Raw genomic sequence first — 17,035 nt, 5'->3', positions numbered from 1 at the left:
TTCTAACCAGGCTCATTTTTTATTAATATGTCGCCTTAAGAATATCAGTTAGTTCTTCATCAGTAAGTACAATCGGATTGGCCTTCATACTGCTGGCTTTTTGTGCTTTCTCAACAATTATGGGAAATTCTTCCCTGGGGATTTTATAGTCTGATAAATGAGGTATTTTCATACGGGATACCAGGTCAGATAACCAGTCAGCGCCATCCTCTCCTCTGGCGTTGGAATTCCCGGTCAACAGGCAGGCAATTTCTGAATATCGTGATAAAACCGGGCTGTCGCTTTTTCTTTCTTTGAGGGCCTTAATATTCATACGTACAACTTCGGGGAGAAGAATTCCGCAAATGGCTCCATGATGAGCATCATACATTCCGCCCATGGGAGCTGCGAAACCATGAACAGCACCCAACCCTGAATTTGTTAACGCCAGACCTCCATACAAACTCGTAAGGCTGAGATCTTCCCGGGTATCGGCTTCCAATCCATTTTGGTATGCCCGATACAAAGACCGGGCACTGCGGATAATTCCATCCCGGCAAATGACATCCATCAAGGGATTACATTTTATAGAAACAAACGGTTCAATCACCTGGGTAAGGGCATCCAAACCGGTGTAGGCGGTTACCAGAGGAGGCAGAGAATATGTTAATTCCGGATCAATGATTGCCAATCTGGGAAGAATGAAATTAGATCGTAGACTGACTTTTACTTTCTTCTCATGTACAGCCAGAACAGCATTTCGGGTAACTTCAGCACCAGTACCTGCCGTCGTCGGAATGGCCACACAGGGAGCCGCAGGTTTCTGCAGAGGTTGATTTTTCCCTACAACTTCAAGATAATCCAATAAATCACCCTCATTGGTCAACATGGCAGATGTGGCTTTTCCAGCATCCAGCACACTTCCACCGCCAAATGCAATGACAAATTCACAATTATTGGCCCGCGCTAGAGCCACCATTTGTTGCACAAGTTCAACTGACGGTTCATGGTCAACACAAAAATCGGTATACTTTATACTCTCTGAATGAAGAATGGAAAGAATCGTCTCCAATGGAGCGGCTTTCGTCCCGTGTACTAGTAAAGCTTTCTTACCAAATCCACTGGCTGCCTGAATACCGTTCTTAAGCGAACCTTTTCCAAAAATAATCCGGGGAGAAGTTACAAATTCAAAAGAATTCATGAAGCCCACCTGTCATCCCCTGGAAAGATGTTTTTATAAAGTACCCCGTTCCTCGGTTCAACCATCATGTCAGTCACAGTATCTCTCCAAATACGATAATGCTCTGTTTCCTTGTGTTTTATTGCATCTTCTGGAGATTTGTAAACCTCACATAAGACAAATTGGGTATCATCTTTGGCATCCTGAATTACATCAAACCGGTCTACACCAGGTTCTTTCAGACTGTTCTCTGCATTTTTTTTGGTTGCAGATATAAATTCGCCTATACGATCAGGTTTCACATGAACAAAAACATGGACGATATGCATGGGAATCTCCTTGTTCATCTTTTTTGTTGATTCTATCAAAATAAAAATAAAAGAAGCGGAACCTTTTAGGGTTCCGCTTCTTCGTTACTTTTCCAACTTTTATTACTGCTCGATCTTAACAACAGGTTTCTTGGACTGAGAGATAGCCCAGATGGTCAAAGCAGCAATCAAAACTACCACAATCCAGCCGCCGATTCCCAGATTTTCGTATTTCACAATGATCGGGGCGGCCAGCAGACTGACCATGTTCACCACTTTGATCATCGGGTTCAAAGCGGGACCAGCGGTATCTTTCAAAGGATCACCAACGGTATCACCAACCACACCGGCTTTGTGACGTTCAGAACCCTTGCCAGTATTAGCAGCCAGGTCACGCGGTTCATCTTCGATGGCTTTCTTGGAATTATCCCACGCACCACCGGCATTGGACATAAAGACAGCCAGGAGTTGACCGGAAAGAATCACACCGGCGAGGAAACCACCCAGGGCTTCCACCTGCAGAATCAGGCCAACCAGCAGAGGCATGGCGATGGAGATGGTTACCATCGGGATTAGTTCTTTCTGTGAAGAACGAGTGGAGATTTCCACAACCTTGGCATAATCGGGTTTTACAGTGCCTTCCATAATACCGGGAATATGGAATTGTTTGCGGACTTCTTCCACAATTTCACTGGCAGCACGTGAAACTGACCGGATGGACAGTGAGCTGATTAACCAGGGTAAAGCGCCGCCCAGGAGTAAACCGATGAAAACTTTGGTTTCAGAGACACGGATGGAGTTCAGAACAGGCAGACCCAGCTGAGTCTGTACTTTGGCAACATCTGTGATGAATGAACCGAACAGAGAAACCGCTGCAATAACGGCGGATGCAATGGCAACACCCTTGGTAATAGCTTTGGTGGTATTACCTACGGCATCCAGGTCAGCCATAATCTGGCGGGCTTTTATGGTTTCTTCATCGTTCAGGTCATGCCAGGCCATTTCACCAATACCATTGGCATTGTCAGAAATGGGGCCGTAGGAGTCCATGGCAACATTGTTACCGGTATGAGAGAGCATACCAATTCCAATGATGGCAATGCCGTACAGAACATAGGTAGGACCTTCAGCCGCATATAAAGCCAGTCCAAAGATAAAGGAAACAGCAATAACAACAAGAGCCCATACACTGGATTCCATACCCACTGACAGACCGGTCAAAATAGTGGTGGCTGGACCGGTGGTGGTGGATTGAACAATCTCTTTGACCGGTGCCTTCTTTGTGGAAGTGAAGTAAGAGGTCAATGGGTTGAAGGCAACAGCCAGACCAACACCGATGGTTGTCAAAACAGCCAGCCGCCAATCATGAGCGTAAGCATTGGCAACAATGAATGAAATACAGACAGTGATCACACTGGAGACTTCATAGGAGCGGAACATGGATTCTTCCGCATCGTGAGCCTGCAGGAATTTCACCGGGATTTTCTCCCAGATAGGAACAGTGAAGGTACCGATCATGGAGGAAATCACACCGATACCACGAATCATCAGAGGGTAAACAATCCACTTAAGGCTGTGGGAGGGATCCATGGCAACCAGGGTGATACCCAGGATCAACGCAGAAACGATGGTCACCTCATAGGATTCAAAGATATCGGCAGCCATACCGGCGCAGTCACCAACATTGTCACCAACAAGGTCGGCCACAACAGCTGCGTTGCGGGGATCATCTTCGGGAATATCCTTTTCAACCTTACCTACCAGGTCGGCACCAACATCAGCAGCCTTGGTGTAAATACCACCGCCAACGCGCATAAACATGGCCAGTAATGTACCGCCAAAGCCAAAGCCAAGCAGCACATCAGGAGCAGCTGTGCCAAAAATGATGAAGATGAGCGTTCCACCCATCAATCCCAGACCGTCGGTCAGCATACCGGTGATGGTACCGGCATAGTAAGCAATGGTCAGGGCTTCATTGAAACCGCGGCGTGCAGCGGAAGAAACACGCACATTCGCCTGGATGGCCATGCGCATGCCCAACTGCCCAACCAGCAAGGAGAAGGTTGAACCCAGAATGAATGCCAGGGTTCGGCCGATGGCGATGATAATTCTAGCGTTATCGGCGCCAAATTCCTTAATGGATTCAGCCGTAGGTTCTGAAACAAAAACACTCAGGAACATGGCGATAGTTAATAAACCAATGGCCGGAAGAATAGTCTTCAGCTGGCGGTTCAAATAACTATCAGCACCAATGCGGATGGCTTCCCAAACTTCCTGCATTTTGGAAGAGCCTTTATCCTTTTTCATGACGGTACTACGCAGCAGCCAGGCATATGCCAGACTGATGAACGCGACGGCCATCACACACCAAACAGCAGTTTGCTCGAAGCCGTTAAGGCCATGTCGAGCCAAATCAAAGATATTCATAAAATCCTCCAGCAATTGGGATTAAAAATGAGCTTTGATAAAACGCAGTATTCCATCGAAGACAGAAAAAATTGCGCATTTTTTAATTATAACTTAATGTTTTATATTTAGTCAATATTGTTATTTTTTGTTCGAAATCTTTGAATTACTTATCCATTTTGTTTTTTTCAAGTGCTTTTCAGACGGGTTGAATAATTTTCCTTTTCCCTATTAGACGATAGTTTTAAAAGAAGTATTTATAGTTCTATAACTTTTTAAAAAAGGAGAGGTTTTCAGTAATTATCGTCCAATCAGCCAACGTTCAAGTTGGGCAATCGAATTTTCAACCCTTCGAGGATTGGATGAAACCGTCAGAAACGCTCCCTGCATGAGCATGATTATGGTGTTCGCGGCATGATCCGCCTCCAGATAATTAGGCCAATAACCCTGCTTGATTCCCGTTTGAATCAGTTTTTCCAGTTTAACATGCCAGGCATTCGTGAAACTTTTGAAAGTCTCATGATTGTCAGTTCTTTCCATACGTAATTGAATTTCAATAAAAACAGCAAAGATTCCAGGTTCATCTAACATTTTTCGATATAAACGAGTAAGGTGCGCATGCAGTTGTTCTCTGGGTGTACCTGGTGCTTCTTCTTCAAAAATTCTCATTTGATTAAAAACATACGAAACCAAGTCGTCGATTAATGCTTCTTTTGTTGGATAGTAGTAGTACAACGTAGCCGCATTTATTCCCACATTGGCAGCAATTTCTCGAATTCGCAAGCCTTCAAACCCTTTTATGGCAATGAGATTACACGCTGCTTTGATCAAAGCTAATTTTTTTAAATCAGTATTCTGTTTATCAATTTCCATAATAATTTCCATGTCAATCAAATGTTTGATAGTTTTTTAACAAGATTCCATATTATTCTATCAATTGTTTGATTAAATGGCTCTTTTTTTGACGTAATTTTCTTATGAAGACTATAATTTTAAAGACACAACATCTTCAGGTACTTCTAAATGAATAAGGAGCTTAATCGTATGACAACCAGTAAAAAAGTACGTGTCGCCATCATTGGTGTCGGTAACTGCGCATCATCCTTTGTACAGGGTGTGCAGTTCTACCGCAACGTTAAAGAAACCGAACGTGTTCCAGGGTTGATGCATGTCAATCTTGGCGGCTACCATATCAGCGATATTGAATTCACTGCTGCTTTTGATGTAGTCGATACTAAAGTAGGCAAAGACCTCTCGGAAGCCATTTTTGCCTATCCCAACAATACGTTCAAATTCTCTGATGTCCCCAATTTGAACGTGCCCGTGTATCGCGGCATGACCCACGATGGACTTGGCAAGTATCTGTCTCAAATTTTGACAAAAGCCCCTGGCCCCACCGCGGATATTGTCAAAATCCTGAAAGATACCAAGACGGATGTTGTTGTTAGTTATCTGCCCGTCGGATCAGAAATGGCCACAAAATGGTATGCCGAACAGATCCTGGATGCCGGCTGTGCAATGGTCAACTGTATTCCCGTATTCATAGCCAGTTCTGAATACTGGGGTGAACGGTTTAAACAACGCGGGCTTCCGATCATCGGTGATGATATCAAGAGTCAGGTGGGTGCCACCATCGTGCATCGTACCCTCACCAGCCTGTTTGTTGACCGCGGCGTCAAACTTGAACGCACATACCAACTCAACTTCGGTGGCAATACCGATTTTATGAACATGCTCGAACGCGAACGCCTTGAATCAAAGAAAATCTCCAAAACCGGTTCCGTTCAAAGCCAGCTGCCCTCCCCGCTTCCTGCGGATGCCATCCATGTAGGTCCGAGTGATTATGTCCCCTGGCTGACAGACCGCAAGTGGTGCTATATCCGCATGGAAGGTACCACTTTTGGTGAAGTTCCCTTGAATCTGGAAACCAAACTGGAAGTCTGGGATTCTCCGAACTCTGCCGGTGTCGTCATCGATGCTGTTCGCTGCGCCAAGATCGCCCTTGACCGCGGTATGTCTGGCCCGGTAATTGGACCTTCTTCCTATTTCATGAAGACTCCTCCGAAACAATTTCGCGACAGTGTTTGCCGCGAAATGGTAGAAGCTTTCATCCGCGGTGAGCAGACTGAACAGGCGTAGATTCTCATAATTCCATGTTTGTGTGATCATACTTGCTGGTAGAATTTAGCATATGATCACACAACATTCTTTTAATCGCCGCAATCGGATAATCTGGAGTTTCGTCCTTCCAGGAATGATGCTCCTTTCCGCTTGCGGCAGTTCGTTTAACACGGTATCAGCTCAGCCTGAAATCGATCTCACCAAACAATTTCAAGATGCCCTTCTAACGGCGACCTATGGTGTTCCAGCTCCAACAGCCACTCCGGCTCCTCCAACTGAAACACCCGTCCCTACTGTTGATCCTAATATCACACCGCCCCCATTGCCTGAAGTATATCGATCACAATTCCTGAAACCCGTGGATATTCCACGGACTTATATTAGTGATACCTGTACCTATTTGAAAAATCGTTGGGATCCAAACAAAAGTGCACCAGGAACTATTGTGATGCCGATAATGTTCCATGGCATTGCTCAAGAGACGGCAGCTAAAGAAAACGATATAACCTCAACAAATTTCAAAATATTGATGAAATCGTTGAATGAACTGGGATTTCAGGCAATTAACATGAAACAGTTCGTCGATTTCATGTACGACAATGCAAAAATCCCAAACCGTTCCGTTCTATTGATTGTAGACGACCGACACTATGCACAATATTTTGATCAAAACTTTAAACCTTATTACGACAAATGGGGTTGGCCGGTAATCAATGCATGGATCAGTTTTAAGGACAATACACAGGACTTAATCCAGGATCAACGCAATCTGGTAGCTGCCGGTTATGTTGACTATCAGGCGCATGGCGTTGTTCATAATATACCTATAGGTAATAATTCAACCGATGAATATATTAAAAGTGAGATTGTAGGGTCCAAAGAAAGCATGCAACGCGATATTGGGGTTACTCCAATTGCCTACATCTGGCCAGGAGGTGGATTTTCCAAACGTGGAGCAGAAATAGCCCGTGAAGCTGGGTATAAAGCAGGTTTCACTACCAATCCTCGTAGTCCAGTCATGTATAACTGGATTCCCCAGGCAGATGAAGTTGACCTTCAACGTCCCGGTTATGCACCTGAGGGACCGGCGGGTGATCCGATGATGACCCTTCCCCGTTTCTGGGATACTGATGCCTATTACCGTTTGGATGAAGTTCGTCTTACCGGAAAAGAAGCAGCAGCGGCGGCTGAACAATCCAAAGCAAGTGAATTGGCCTATTACGATATTGTGTGTAAAGCAAAAACAGGTGAAATACCTACATTGGCCGCTCAATAATCGAAAATTCAGGCGAATATGACCTCACCATGCATCTTTTGTGAAATCATTGCAGGACGTCAACCGACAGAACTTCTTTATCAGGATGATTTGGTCACTGCCTTTAATGACAGATTCCCAAAAGCTCCGGTTCACATTTTGGTTATTCCAAATAAACACTTAGATTCAATCAATTCATTGTCAGATGAATATCAACTGACAATCAGCCGCTTGATATTAACCGCCCGTCAGTTAGCCTATGACAAAGGATTATCTGAAGATGGTTACCGGTTGGTGATTAATACCGGTCCGAATGCCGGGCAATCGGTTCACCATCTGCATGTTCACCTGCTGGGAGGTAAAGCCATGCCCCTGATGGGAGGATGAGCTCATGCGTCATAGTCAACGTATTGCTGTATCAATAATGATCCTGGCAGGAGCATCATTAGCCTGCGTTCGAAATGCGATCCTTCCAGAAATGACGGATGATGAAAAGATCCAGGCCACCGTATCAGTCCTGGCGACGCAGGCCGCTCGTAATCCTGTTCGAAAGCCCGGTGAACCTGCTCCTACCCCTACGCCCGATGCTCCGCATACATTACCGACTCTTCGTTCAGATCCTGTCAAGTATTATGCCCAGGCAAATGATACCTACGGAAAAATCGCCCGTGATCATGGCGTTTCCCTTGAAGACCTGATCGAAGAAAATGATATTCTCGATGAAAATATGCTGAGTATAGGTCAGGAAATTGATATTCCACCGGCCAAACCTGTTGGACAGGCGCCAGGATTTAAGATTATTCCTGATTCTGAACTGGTCTACGGTCCAACCGTAGTTGATTTCAGTGTGGCTACTTTCATGGAAGGCCGGCAGGGTTACCTGACAAATTATTCCGAAGAAGTAGATGGTGTTCAGTTAGCAGGGGTAGAAATTGTTAACAAAATTGCCAGAGAATACTCTGTCAATCCCAGGCTTCTTCTGTGTTTAATGGAATACATGAGCGGTTGGATTACCAATCCGCGTCCGGCAGCAGATCAAGTTACTTTCCCATTAGGCTTTGAAGATGACAATTATAAAGGTCTATACCGGCAATTGAGTTTTGCGGCAAATAACTTGAACAAGGGTTTTTATCTGTGGCAGGCGAATGCCCTTTCCAACTTCATTCTTGCAGATGGGAGTGTGATTACTCCAAACCCAACCATAAATGCCGGCACTGCTGGAGTTCAATATTTCTTCAGTAAAATGCTGGCCAACCCGGCCTGGGAAAATGCCATCACAGCGCATGGACTGATTGCCCAATACCAGTTCATTTTTCAATATCCATTTGATCTTGGAATGGAGCCGCTTCTTCCCAGGGGATTGCGACAACCTAAACTTCAACTTCCGTTTGAACCAGATGTCGAATGGTCTTTTACTGGAGGGCCGCATGCTGCCTGGGGCGATGGTGCCGCCTGGGGAGCTTTGGACTTTGCCCCACCGGGTGATATGCTGGGCTGCAACTCATCTGACGATTGGGTGGTTGCTGCCGCCGACGGCACCATTATCCGCGCAGATAACGGTGCTGTTATAGAAGATCTGGATAATGATGGAAAAGAACAGACTGGTTGGTCACTTCTTTACATGCATATTGAATCTCGTGACCGTGTAAAGCGAGGCACTGTAGTAAAAGCAGGAGATCACATAGGGCATCCATCCTGCGAGGGCGGCGTTTCTACTGGAACACATTTACATTTCGCCAGAAGGTATAATGGCACGTGGATTGCAGCGGATGGGACAATTCCCTTCAACTTGGATGGCTGGAAATCTTCAGGCCAGGGAACGGAATACGACGGTGAACTTACCCGTGACAATAAGAGTATTGAAGCCATTAACGGACGCCAGGCAGAGAACCAGATCAAGAGGTAATCGATTCGCTGCACTGGTTGTTTCCCTGTGTCTAATCCTTTCCGCATGTGCCCCAGCCTATTCAAGTCCTGTAGATTTAACAGCTACAGCACAGACAAATATTTTCGCCAGCACGCGATCAGCTCAAGTACAGGGAAACCCCGGAAAAACAACGGGAGCGGATGGCCTTCATTCTCCTTCGCATAAATCTACGCCAACACCTCTGGTTTCGTTGCCTTCAAAAACACTGGAGGAAATTCCCGTTCATACTCAGAAACCGGAAATACCGGCAGACACTCAGTCAATTGCACCCACTCATACCAACATCCCAAGTGAAATTCCCACAGAACTTACAACAGCTACGCCTTTTCCACCCGCCTCAACAACAGCCCCAACATCAGCATTCCCTTCTGTTACACGAACACCTCTGATTTCTCCAACAATCCCCCCTATGGGATCTTTCGATAATAAGAATCAGAAAATGATCCTGTATTATTCTCAGGCAGGAGATACCCTTCCGGCATTGGCTGTCCGGTTTGGTGTTACAGCAGACAGTATCACATCTCCACAAGACATTCCTGAAAAAGATCTATTAAATCCAAACCAATTATTGGTGATCCCCAAACAATTGGATAAAACAGGCCCGGGTGGAATATTAATGCCCGATAGTGAAGTAGTTTATTCACCTTCCGCCCTTGATTTAAATATTGAAGATTTTGTAAATCAAAATGGCGGGTACTTAAGCACGTATAAAGAATATCTTTCCAGCGGCTGGCATACTGGTGCCCAGGTTATCCAACGTGTGGCTATTGAAAATTCCATTAACCCGAGAATTTTATTAAGTCTATTGGAATACCGCAGCCATTGGGTAACCAATAAAAATCCCTCCACATTGGAACAGGAATATCCGATTACACTAAAACCAATGATGTATCAGCACCTGTATCATCAACTGAGCTGGGCTGTGCAACAATTTTCTATCGGATATTATGGGTGGAGGGCTGGTTTGATCACCAACTTGAAATTCCCCGATGGATCCAACATGAGACTGGCGCCAGAGTTGAACGCTGGAACTGTAGCTGTCCAATATTTGTTCTCCCAGATAGCCAATCAAGACGAGTGGGGAGCATCTCTTTATTCTCCTGGAAACCTGTCTGAACTGCATGAACGCATGTTTGGGAATCCCTGGCTGCGCGCCCAAAAATACGAACCACTTTATCCAACAGACCTGAAACAACCCGTGCTTGAACTGCCTTTTAAACCTGGTCAAAGTTGGAGTTTTAGCGGCGGACCGCATTCCGCCTGGGGACCTGATGGTGCACTGGCTGCCCTTGATTTTGCCCCTCCCAGCAACTTCCACGGTTGTGCAGAGTCAATTGAATGGGTCACTGCATCTGCCCCCGGTCTGGTAGTACGCTCTGCCAATGGTGTGGTAATAGAAGATTTAGATGGTGATGGTTTTGAACAGACTGGTTGGGCTATTCTTTATCTCCACATCGCCACGAAAGACCGGGTTCCTGTGGGTACCTGGTTAAATCAAGATGATCGCATAGGCCATCCATCCTGTGAAGGCGGCCAGGCAACCGGTACACATGTCCATATTGCCAGAAAATATAATGGCGAGTGGATATTGGCCGATAGCCCTATGCCATTTGTATTAAGCGGATGGAAGGCCCATGCTGGAAATCAGCCGTATCTAGGTGAAATGACTAAAGACGGCATGGTCGCTGAGGCAAATACCAGTGGAACAATGTATACACTAACCAACCGCCCTAAAAAATAACCAAAAAATGGATCGAATGAAATTATCACATTGGATGGCAGCATTTTTTTTGCTATTCCAGATTACTGCCTGTGTTACCCCGCCTCTTGCAGAAGAAGAAGCTCTACCACCCTCTGATGGAAATGAAGTAGAAGAGGGGGAGGCTACGGCAACTCCCCTTCCACAACGTCAGGCTTTTACCCCCGGGCAATTGATTGATTACACAGCACGATCGGGCGACACACTTCCCGGCCTGGCTTCTCATTTCAATACCACCATAAAAGAAATTCATGAAGCCAACCCCATCATCCCCAATGACGCATCGACCATGCCGCCGGGTTTCCCTATGAAAATTCCTATTTACTACCAGTCATTGTGGGGAACTCCATTCCAAATCATTCCTGATAGTGAATTTGTTTACGGGCCAGCACAAATTGGGTTTGATCCGGTGGCATACGTTAACGAACAACCGGGATGGTTAAAAAACTACACTACCTATGCTTCTGGAGCTAACCGGCGTGGCGGCGAATTGGTAAATCTACTGGCACAAAATTATAGTGTAAGTCCCAGGTTGATCCTGGCAATTATTGAGTACCAGACGGGTGCCCTTTCTGGTTCAAAAACAGATGTTGATATTGAAAATTATCCTCTCGGATTCAAAGATACTGCACACAAAGGACTTTATCTGCAGCTCAGTTGGGCAGTGAATTATTTATGCAATGGATACTATGACTGGCGAATTGGCAAATTAAAAATATTTGATCTGTCAGATGGGCAGCTGGAACGTCCTGATCCCTGGCAAAATGCCGGTTCAGTGGCTATTCAGTATTATTTTGCCCGAGTTTTGCCACAAAACGAGTATAAAAAATCCATCAGCCCCGAAGGCCTCTACCTTACATACAAGAAAATGTTTGGAGACCCATGGGCTGGTGATACAAACTTTATTCCCGGTAGCTTAAAACAACCTCCATTAAGGTTTCCTTTTCTAGGAGGCAAATCCTGGGCATATACCGGTGGACCGCACTCTGCCTGGGGTGAAGATGCTCCATTGGCTGCCATTGATTTTGCCCCTCCGGCTGTAGTTGGAGGATGCTCTGAAACGTCAGAAATTGTTGTGGCTATGGCCGATGGCATCATTTCAAGATCAGAACCGGCTATAGCCGTGTTGGATCTTGATGGCGATGGTGATGAGCGTACTGGATGGGTTATTTTTTATCTTCACCTGGCTTCCTCGGATCAAATAAAAGCAGGCGTCAGAGTAAAAGCTGGCGACCGCATCGGAAGACCTTCTTGTGAAGGTGGTCATGCAACCGGAACACATATTCACATCGCCCGAAAATATAACGGGGAATGGATTCCGGCAGATGGTCCCATTCCTTTTGATATTGAAGGTTGGGTGGCAAAAAATGGAAAGGTACCATACCAGGGTACACTAACAAAATATAGCCGAATTGTTGAAGCTTGTGAGTGTTCAGATGCTGCCAGTCAAATTCAATCAGAGGCACCGTAATAAAAAAAGCAAACTGATGAAGTTTGCTTTTTTGGATATCGCGATATCACTTGATTGTGATTTTATGAGTAATTGGTACGGATTTTGATAACATGGCTTGTGCCGGACAATATTTTGTAACAGATAATTCAACGGCACGTTCAACGGCTGCACGGTCAATATCTTCACCTGAAACGATATATTCCACTTCCACTTTGGTAAATACCTTTGGGTGATCGGTAGATTTATCAACATGAACCTTCACTTCAAAGGTATGAATCTTTTGTTTCTTTTTTGCAAGAATTGAGACGACATCCATTCCGGTGCAGCCACCCAGCCCAATGGCAAATAATTCCAGCGGACGGAAGCCATCATTATCGCCACCCAATTCCGGATCTGTCCCAAGCGGAACAACAAATCCAGAATCCGATGTTCCATCAAAACTCATTTTATTTTTCCAGATTACTTTTGCGTCCATCAGTTCTCCTTTGATACGAATAAAAAAGTGCTTATTGCTCAAAAATATTGCCGTGGGACGTTTGAAACCATTCAGCTTAACGGCCAATTTGGTAAAACGTCCATATCCAGAGAATCAATATGGCCGTGAACAAACCGGTAATATCCGGCTGAGGCAATCATGGCTGCATTATCGGTGCAAAGGTAAAGCGGGGGTATGTGAACGGGAAATTCTCCCTGTCCTGTAAAAGCCGAACGCAGCGCCTTATTGGCGGAAACTCCGCCTGCAACAACAATTTCCTTTACCTTGTATTCACGTGCCGCTGCCATTGTCTTTGTAAGTAAAACATCTACTACCGCCTCTTGAAAACTGGCGGCCATATCAGCAACGGGAATATCTTTACCGTCTTCTTCCATATGTTTGATTGTGCGCAAAACAGCTGTTTTCAAACCACTGAAAGAAAAATCCCAGCCACCTTCCAACCTGGCCCTCGGGAAATTGAATGCCGTTGGATTGCCAGTCTCTGCAGCCTTCTGGATGGATGGCCCGCCCGGATAAGGCAATCCGAGCAGGCGGGCAACCTTATCGAAAGCTTCACCTGCGGCATCATCGAGAGTAGCTCCCAAACGACGGTAGTTCAGATGACCTTCCATCAAATTCAATTCAGTGTGACCACCGGAAACCAGCAAAGCCATCACCGGAAATTCTGGAGGTGTAAACCGGTCAGAAATTTCCGGTTTCACCCAGGCGGAATAAATATGCCCTTCGAGATGATTTACCCCTATCAATGGAAGGTTTCGAGCCAGAGCAATTCCCTTGGCCGCGTTAAATCCTACCACCAGAGAACCAGCTAATCCGGGGCCGCGGGTAGCCGCAATGGCATCAATATCATCCCAACTCAGATGTGCTTTCAGCAGGGTTTCTTCAATAATGGGGTAGATACTCAACGTATGCTGCCTTGAAGCGACTTCGGGAAAAACACCGCCAAATTTTTTATGCAGTTCAATCTGTGTAGCAACTGAACTGGCTAACAGATTGTTCCCATTTTCAATTACCGCAGCAGCGGTTTCATCGCAGGACGATTCGATTCCAAGTATTCTTGCCGTTTTAATTTCTGTCATATTGTTCCATTATAAATTCAAGATCGAATAGGGAGCACAAGATCATACGGGTATTCGGCCATCAACTCAATCTGATTTTTATGATTCACACAGTAGGTGTCTTCTATTCTGACGCCCATACCTTTATCCGGATAATACAAACCGGGTTCAATAGTGAAAACCGAACCAGGTTTCAAAACATCGGTTTCATCGGCCTTATCACCAAACCAGGGTTTTTCATGAATACGTAATCCGACACCATGACCTATGGAATGGTTGTATCCCACCTCGGTATTTTTATGGGTACGCATGGTTGGATGCCCCATATTCTCATATAGTTCACAGGTCCTTTTTTGATAGGAATTGCATAGTGTATTCGGTTTGAGTTCCGAAACAACAGTATCATATACTTTTTTTACATCATCATAAAGTTTTACTACATTATCGGGTGCGTACCCCAGACACCAGGTTCTGGTGAAATCATAGAAAAAACCGCCTCCAAATTGACAGGGGAAAATATCGAAAACGATTGTCTCTCCCAGGCGTAATCCTTCAGAATTTGTTCCCGTTGAATGGGGAATTCCGGCATCACGCCCCAGTGAAAAAATTGTGGCTTCCGGGTTTTCAGCACCACCTTCGGCCAGCCAGAGGTTGATCATATTCTTAACTTCGCCAATTGTCACCGGTTCTCCCGACTTTTTGACCAACTGATTACCCTTTGATTTTTGTTGAGATAGGAAATCAGCCACTCTTCCAACAACATCGGTAGTAACCCGACCCATATCTCTGATCTGGTTCAATTCATTTTCATCTTTGGTTGTCATGGCTTTGTAAAGCAGGTTCTCATCCCAATCAGCCTGAAATTCAACGTCTGGCAAATATTCAATAACTCCTTTAATCGCCGAATAAGCCTTACCTGCATCGCTCTGCCCATATAAAACCACTTTTCCAGATGTGACACCACAATCTTCCAGGACATGGGCGAATTTTCGCGCATCCATCTTTGATTTATCACCATTCGTTTCTTTGACCAATTCGGCGTACGGATGGTTAAGGTATGACTTCAATACGCATCCGGTTTTGGCAGCTTCTTCCCTTTCCATTGGATCATGGAAGAGAATGGGTTTTTCTCCGGGTTTAATAACCAGGTCCCCATGAGATACATGTACATGACCGGTAAAATACGTCATAGCCGGGTTGTGGTCTGCTGCACCCGTAATTAATATGGCTGCAATTCCATTGGATTTCATCAGTTGTTCAAGTTCGTTTTTCATAGTTTTCTCTAGTTTCCTGCAAGATTTTAATAATGGATGATACCAATACTTCGTCTTGTTCTTCCAAAACAGTACGGGGGTCAAATACAATCAAGTCATTCTGAATGCGCGCCAGAATAGGCAAGGTGGAATAACGCAATTTCTTCAAAAATGCGTCGGGATGCTTTACCTGTAACGAAAACAACCAGGTTGGTAAAGTTTCTTCCGGCAAACTGCCACCCCCAATTGTTGACTTCCCTGAAATTACCATCCCGAAACCAATTTTCTCTGACCATGCCTCAGCACGTTTTTTCAAAGAATTCTCTTTTTCAGAGATCATTTTCCATACGGGTATTCTTTCTTCAGCTTTATCTTTCAGATATTCCTTAAGGGTTGCTTCAAGGCCAGAAAGCAATACTTTATCTGCTCTTAAGGCTCGAGCAAGTGGATGCTTTTTTATCTTTCCAAGATATTCTTTCTTGCCAACAATGATTCCTGACTGAGGTCCTCCCAGAAGCTTGTCCCCGGAAAAACAGACAACATCGGCACCAGCCATCAAAGACTCTTGAACCATAGGCTCATGTGCAAGACCGAATTTTGTTGTATCTAGAATAGCCCCGGAACCGAGATCATCAACAACAGGTATTTTTAAACTTGATGCCAATTTGCAGATCTCAGTGAGTTTTGGTTCACCGGTATATCCGATGATCTTAAAATTCGAAGGATGAGTTCGTAAAATCAGCTTTCCGCCCTCTCGAATTCCATTTTCATAATCTGTGAGACGTATCTGATTGGTCGTTCCTATTTCTATCAGATGAGCGCCCGATTGTTTCAGAATATCAGGTAATCGAAATCCACCACCTATTTCTACAATCTGACTTCGGGCTATAACTACTTTTCTATTGGAAGCCAAAGCAGATAATACCAGCATGACCGCAGATGCATTGTTGTTTACAATCAACGCTTCATCAATACCGAGCAGTTTTTTTAGTAAATATTCGGCAGGTTCAGTCCGTTTACGCCGGCTTCCCGTGAGAATATCAAATTCCAATGAGGAATACCCGGCAGAACTTTCTTGCATCGCGGATATAGCTGACTGACTAAGCGGAGCTCTGCCAAGATTTGTATGTAGAATCACTCCAGTCGCATTAATGACTGGCCGAGTTGATTTATTTTCAATTTCTTGCAGAGAAGCATCCAATTGACGGATCAATTCGTCATTCTCGGGAATTTCACACCCCTTTTCTGCGTTTTTACGGATAGTATCTAGAACAATCCGAATTTCACCCAATACCAGTGGGCGGCCAAAATTTGTTATACATTCTTTTATATGAGGGAATTGCAAAATCCGTTCAACTGAAGGAATGTCAGCAAGATTAGTTTTCATCGTGCACGGTTAGTTCATACCGGCTTCGTTCGTTCATCCGGATAAGCAATTCAATGGCGATAATTCCGGTTGCCAGAAATAACACTAATCCAGAATTTAGAATCCGTCCAAATTGAAGCCAGGCCAATATGCATCCATATACTCCAACCCACACAGACTGGCGAACTATAACATTGGCTCCAGCCCGAGGTCTGGAGGGAAAACGACGATTTAAAAAATCGGTCGCCGGCATACTAAGGCCTGAAATACTGAGGAAGAGAAAAAAATAAAAAAGCCAGCGAGGACCCAGCGTAGGAACCGTATTAATGATAATCACGGCCAGTCCCCCCAGGCCGGTTACGGTGAGAAATAAAGAAGTAAGCAGAACAGGTAAGCGTGGAAAGTCGTGATTCATAGTACAAGAGGATTATAAACCGATTATGCAAATGGGTTGACGAAAGAATCCCCTTATGA

The 17,035-nt window shown here is 44.9% G+C and carries 15 protein-coding genes; 6 read left to right on the top strand and 9 right to left on the bottom strand.

Annotated elements, in window-relative coordinates; genetic code table 11:
* Positions 1-22 precede the first annotated feature (22 nt).
* From LTAR_RS06600 to LTAR_RS06585, 4 genes are all read right to left on the bottom strand, one after another.
* Entirely contained in the window at positions 23-1,180 is a 1,158-nt protein-coding gene (locus LTAR_RS06600; RefSeq protein ID WP_062421381.1) for an iron-containing alcohol dehydrogenase, read from the bottom strand.
* Positions 1,177-1,488, bottom strand: a complete 312-nt coding sequence (locus LTAR_RS06595; RefSeq protein ID WP_062421380.1) for a putative quinol monooxygenase — start codon at positions 1,486-1,488, stop codon at positions 1,177-1,179. The genes LTAR_RS06600 and LTAR_RS06595 overlap by 4 nt, the downstream gene beginning before the upstream one ends.
* Positions 1,489-1,590: 102 nt before the next feature.
* Positions 1,591-3,894, bottom strand: coding sequence for a sodium-translocating pyrophosphatase (locus tag LTAR_RS06590; protein WP_062421379.1), 2,304 nt, complete (start codon positions 3,892-3,894; stop codon positions 1,591-1,593).
* Positions 3,895-4,173: 279 nt separating this feature from the next.
* Positions 4,174-4,746 carry a TetR/AcrR family transcriptional regulator gene (locus LTAR_RS06585; RefSeq protein WP_062421378.1) on the bottom strand — a complete coding sequence of 191 codons (573 nt, stop codon included), beginning with the start codon at positions 4,744-4,746 and terminating at the stop codon, positions 4,174-4,176.
* 171 nt (positions 4,747-4,917) lie between these two features.
* Between LTAR_RS06585 and LTAR_RS06580 the strand changes: the two genes are divergently transcribed.
* The 6 genes from LTAR_RS06580 (at position 4,918) to LTAR_RS06555 (ending at position 12,406) form a co-directional block, all read left to right on the top strand.
* The gene (locus LTAR_RS06580; RefSeq protein WP_062421377.1) at positions 4,918-6,012 is read left to right on the top strand and encodes an inositol-3-phosphate synthase; all 1,095 of its coding nucleotides are present in this window, start codon (positions 4,918-4,920) and stop codon (positions 6,010-6,012) included.
* A 115-nt stretch (positions 6,013-6,127) separates the two neighbouring features.
* Positions 6,128-7,270, top strand: coding sequence for a polysaccharide deacetylase family protein (locus tag LTAR_RS06575; RefSeq protein ID WP_160316751.1), 1,143 nt, complete (start codon positions 6,128-6,130; stop codon positions 7,268-7,270).
* Between the two features lie 18 nt (positions 7,271-7,288).
* Complete coding sequence (locus tag LTAR_RS06570; RefSeq protein ID WP_062421375.1) at positions 7,289-7,636, top strand: histidine triad nucleotide-binding protein; 348 nt, start codon at positions 7,289-7,291, stop codon at positions 7,634-7,636.
* 4 nt (positions 7,637-7,640) lie between these two features.
* On the top strand, positions 7,641-9,155 hold the full coding sequence (locus LTAR_RS06565) for a LasA N-terminal domain-containing protein (protein ID WP_062421374.1): 1,515 nt from the start codon (positions 7,641-7,643) through the stop codon (positions 9,153-9,155).
* Positions 9,094-10,917, top strand: a complete 1,824-nt coding sequence (locus LTAR_RS06560; RefSeq protein ID WP_139044433.1) for a LasA N-terminal domain-containing protein — start codon at positions 9,094-9,096, stop codon at positions 10,915-10,917. The genes LTAR_RS06565 and LTAR_RS06560 overlap by 62 nt, the downstream gene beginning before the upstream one ends.
* A 34-nt stretch (positions 10,918-10,951) precedes the next feature.
* Entirely contained in the window at positions 10,952-12,406 is a 1,455-nt protein-coding gene (locus LTAR_RS06555; RefSeq protein ID WP_158423402.1) for a LysM peptidoglycan-binding domain-containing M23 family metallopeptidase, read from the top strand.
* A 46-nt stretch (positions 12,407-12,452) separates the two neighbouring features.
* Here the strand turns inward: LTAR_RS06555 and LTAR_RS06550 are convergent, their stop codons facing one another.
* The 5 genes from LTAR_RS06550 to LTAR_RS06530 are packed head-to-tail and all read right to left on the bottom strand — an operon-like array spanning position 12,453 to position 16,976.
* Entirely contained in the window at positions 12,453-12,950 is a 498-nt protein-coding gene (locus LTAR_RS06550) for an OsmC family protein (RefSeq protein WP_236686581.1), read from the bottom strand.
* Positions 12,935-13,963 carry a tRNA (adenosine(37)-N6)-threonylcarbamoyltransferase complex transferase subunit TsaD gene (tsaD, locus tag LTAR_RS06545; RefSeq protein ID WP_062421370.1) on the bottom strand — a complete coding sequence of 343 codons (1,029 nt, stop codon included), beginning with the start codon at positions 13,961-13,963 and terminating at the stop codon, positions 12,935-12,937. The genes LTAR_RS06550 and tsaD overlap by 16 nt, the downstream gene beginning before the upstream one ends.
* 17 nt (positions 13,964-13,980) lie before the next feature.
* A complete protein-coding gene (locus tag LTAR_RS06540; protein WP_062421369.1) occupies positions 13,981-15,216 on the bottom strand; it encodes a M24 family metallopeptidase in 1,236 nt (411 codons plus the stop codon).
* A complete protein-coding gene (gene selA / locus LTAR_RS06535; RefSeq protein WP_062421368.1) occupies positions 15,200-16,582 on the bottom strand; it encodes an L-seryl-tRNA(Sec) selenium transferase in 1,383 nt (460 codons plus the stop codon). The genes LTAR_RS06540 and selA overlap by 17 nt, the downstream gene beginning before the upstream one ends.
* A complete protein-coding gene (locus tag LTAR_RS06530) occupies positions 16,572-16,976 on the bottom strand; it encodes a hypothetical protein (protein WP_062421367.1) in 405 nt (134 codons plus the stop codon). Before LTAR_RS06530 ends, selA begins: the two co-directional genes overlap by 11 nt.
* Positions 16,977-17,035 lie beyond the last annotated feature (59 nt).

Source organism: Leptolinea tardivitalis (assembly GCF_001050275.1).
In the GTDB taxonomy this organism is placed as follows: domain Bacteria; phylum Chloroflexota; class Anaerolineae; order Anaerolineales; family Anaerolineaceae; genus Leptolinea; species Leptolinea tardivitalis.
Note: the sequence above shows the minus strand (reverse complement) of the source record. Positions and strands in the feature narration are given on the sequence as shown.

What these genes read in the sequence shown, in the direction of transcription:
- LTAR_RS06600 (WP_062421381.1), bottom strand. Translation starts at nt 1,180, where the DNA reads ATGAATTCTTTTGAATTTGTAACTTCTCCCCGGATTATTTTTGGAAAA.
- LTAR_RS06595 (WP_062421380.1), bottom strand. Translation starts at nt 1,488, where the DNA reads ATGCATATCGTCCATGTTTTTGTTCATGTGAAACCTGATCGTATAGGC.
- LTAR_RS06590 (WP_062421379.1), bottom strand. Translation starts at nt 3,894, where the DNA reads ATGAATATCTTTGATTTGGCTCGACATGGCCTTAACGGCTTCGAGCAA.
- LTAR_RS06585 (WP_062421378.1), bottom strand. Translation starts at nt 4,746, where the DNA reads ATGGAAATTGATAAACAGAATACTGATTTAAAAAAATTAGCTTTGATC.
- LTAR_RS06580 (WP_062421377.1), top strand. Translation starts at nt 4,918, where the DNA reads ATGACAACCAGTAAAAAAGTACGTGTCGCCATCATTGGTGTCGGTAAC.
- LTAR_RS06575 (WP_160316751.1), top strand. Translation starts at nt 6,128, where the DNA reads ATGATGCTCCTTTCCGCTTGCGGCAGTTCGTTTAACACGGTATCAGCT.
- LTAR_RS06570 (WP_062421375.1), top strand. Translation starts at nt 7,289, where the DNA reads ATGACCTCACCATGCATCTTTTGTGAAATCATTGCAGGACGTCAACCG.
- LTAR_RS06565 (WP_062421374.1), top strand. Translation starts at nt 7,641, where the DNA reads ATGCGTCATAGTCAACGTATTGCTGTATCAATAATGATCCTGGCAGGA.
- LTAR_RS06555 (WP_158423402.1), top strand. Translation starts at nt 10,952, where the DNA reads ATGGCAGCATTTTTTTTGCTATTCCAGATTACTGCCTGTGTTACCCCG.
- tsaD (WP_062421370.1), bottom strand. Translation starts at nt 13,963, where the DNA reads ATGACAGAAATTAAAACGGCAAGAATACTTGGAATCGAATCGTCCTGC.
- LTAR_RS06540 (WP_062421369.1), bottom strand. Translation starts at nt 15,216, where the DNA reads ATGAAAAACGAACTTGAACAACTGATGAAATCCAATGGAATTGCAGCC.
- selA (WP_062421368.1), bottom strand. Translation starts at nt 16,582, where the DNA reads ATGAAAACTAATCTTGCTGACATTCCTTCAGTTGAACGGATTTTGCAA.
- LTAR_RS06530 (WP_062421367.1), bottom strand. Translation starts at nt 16,976, where the DNA reads ATGAATCACGACTTTCCACGCTTACCTGTTCTGCTTACTTCTTTATTT.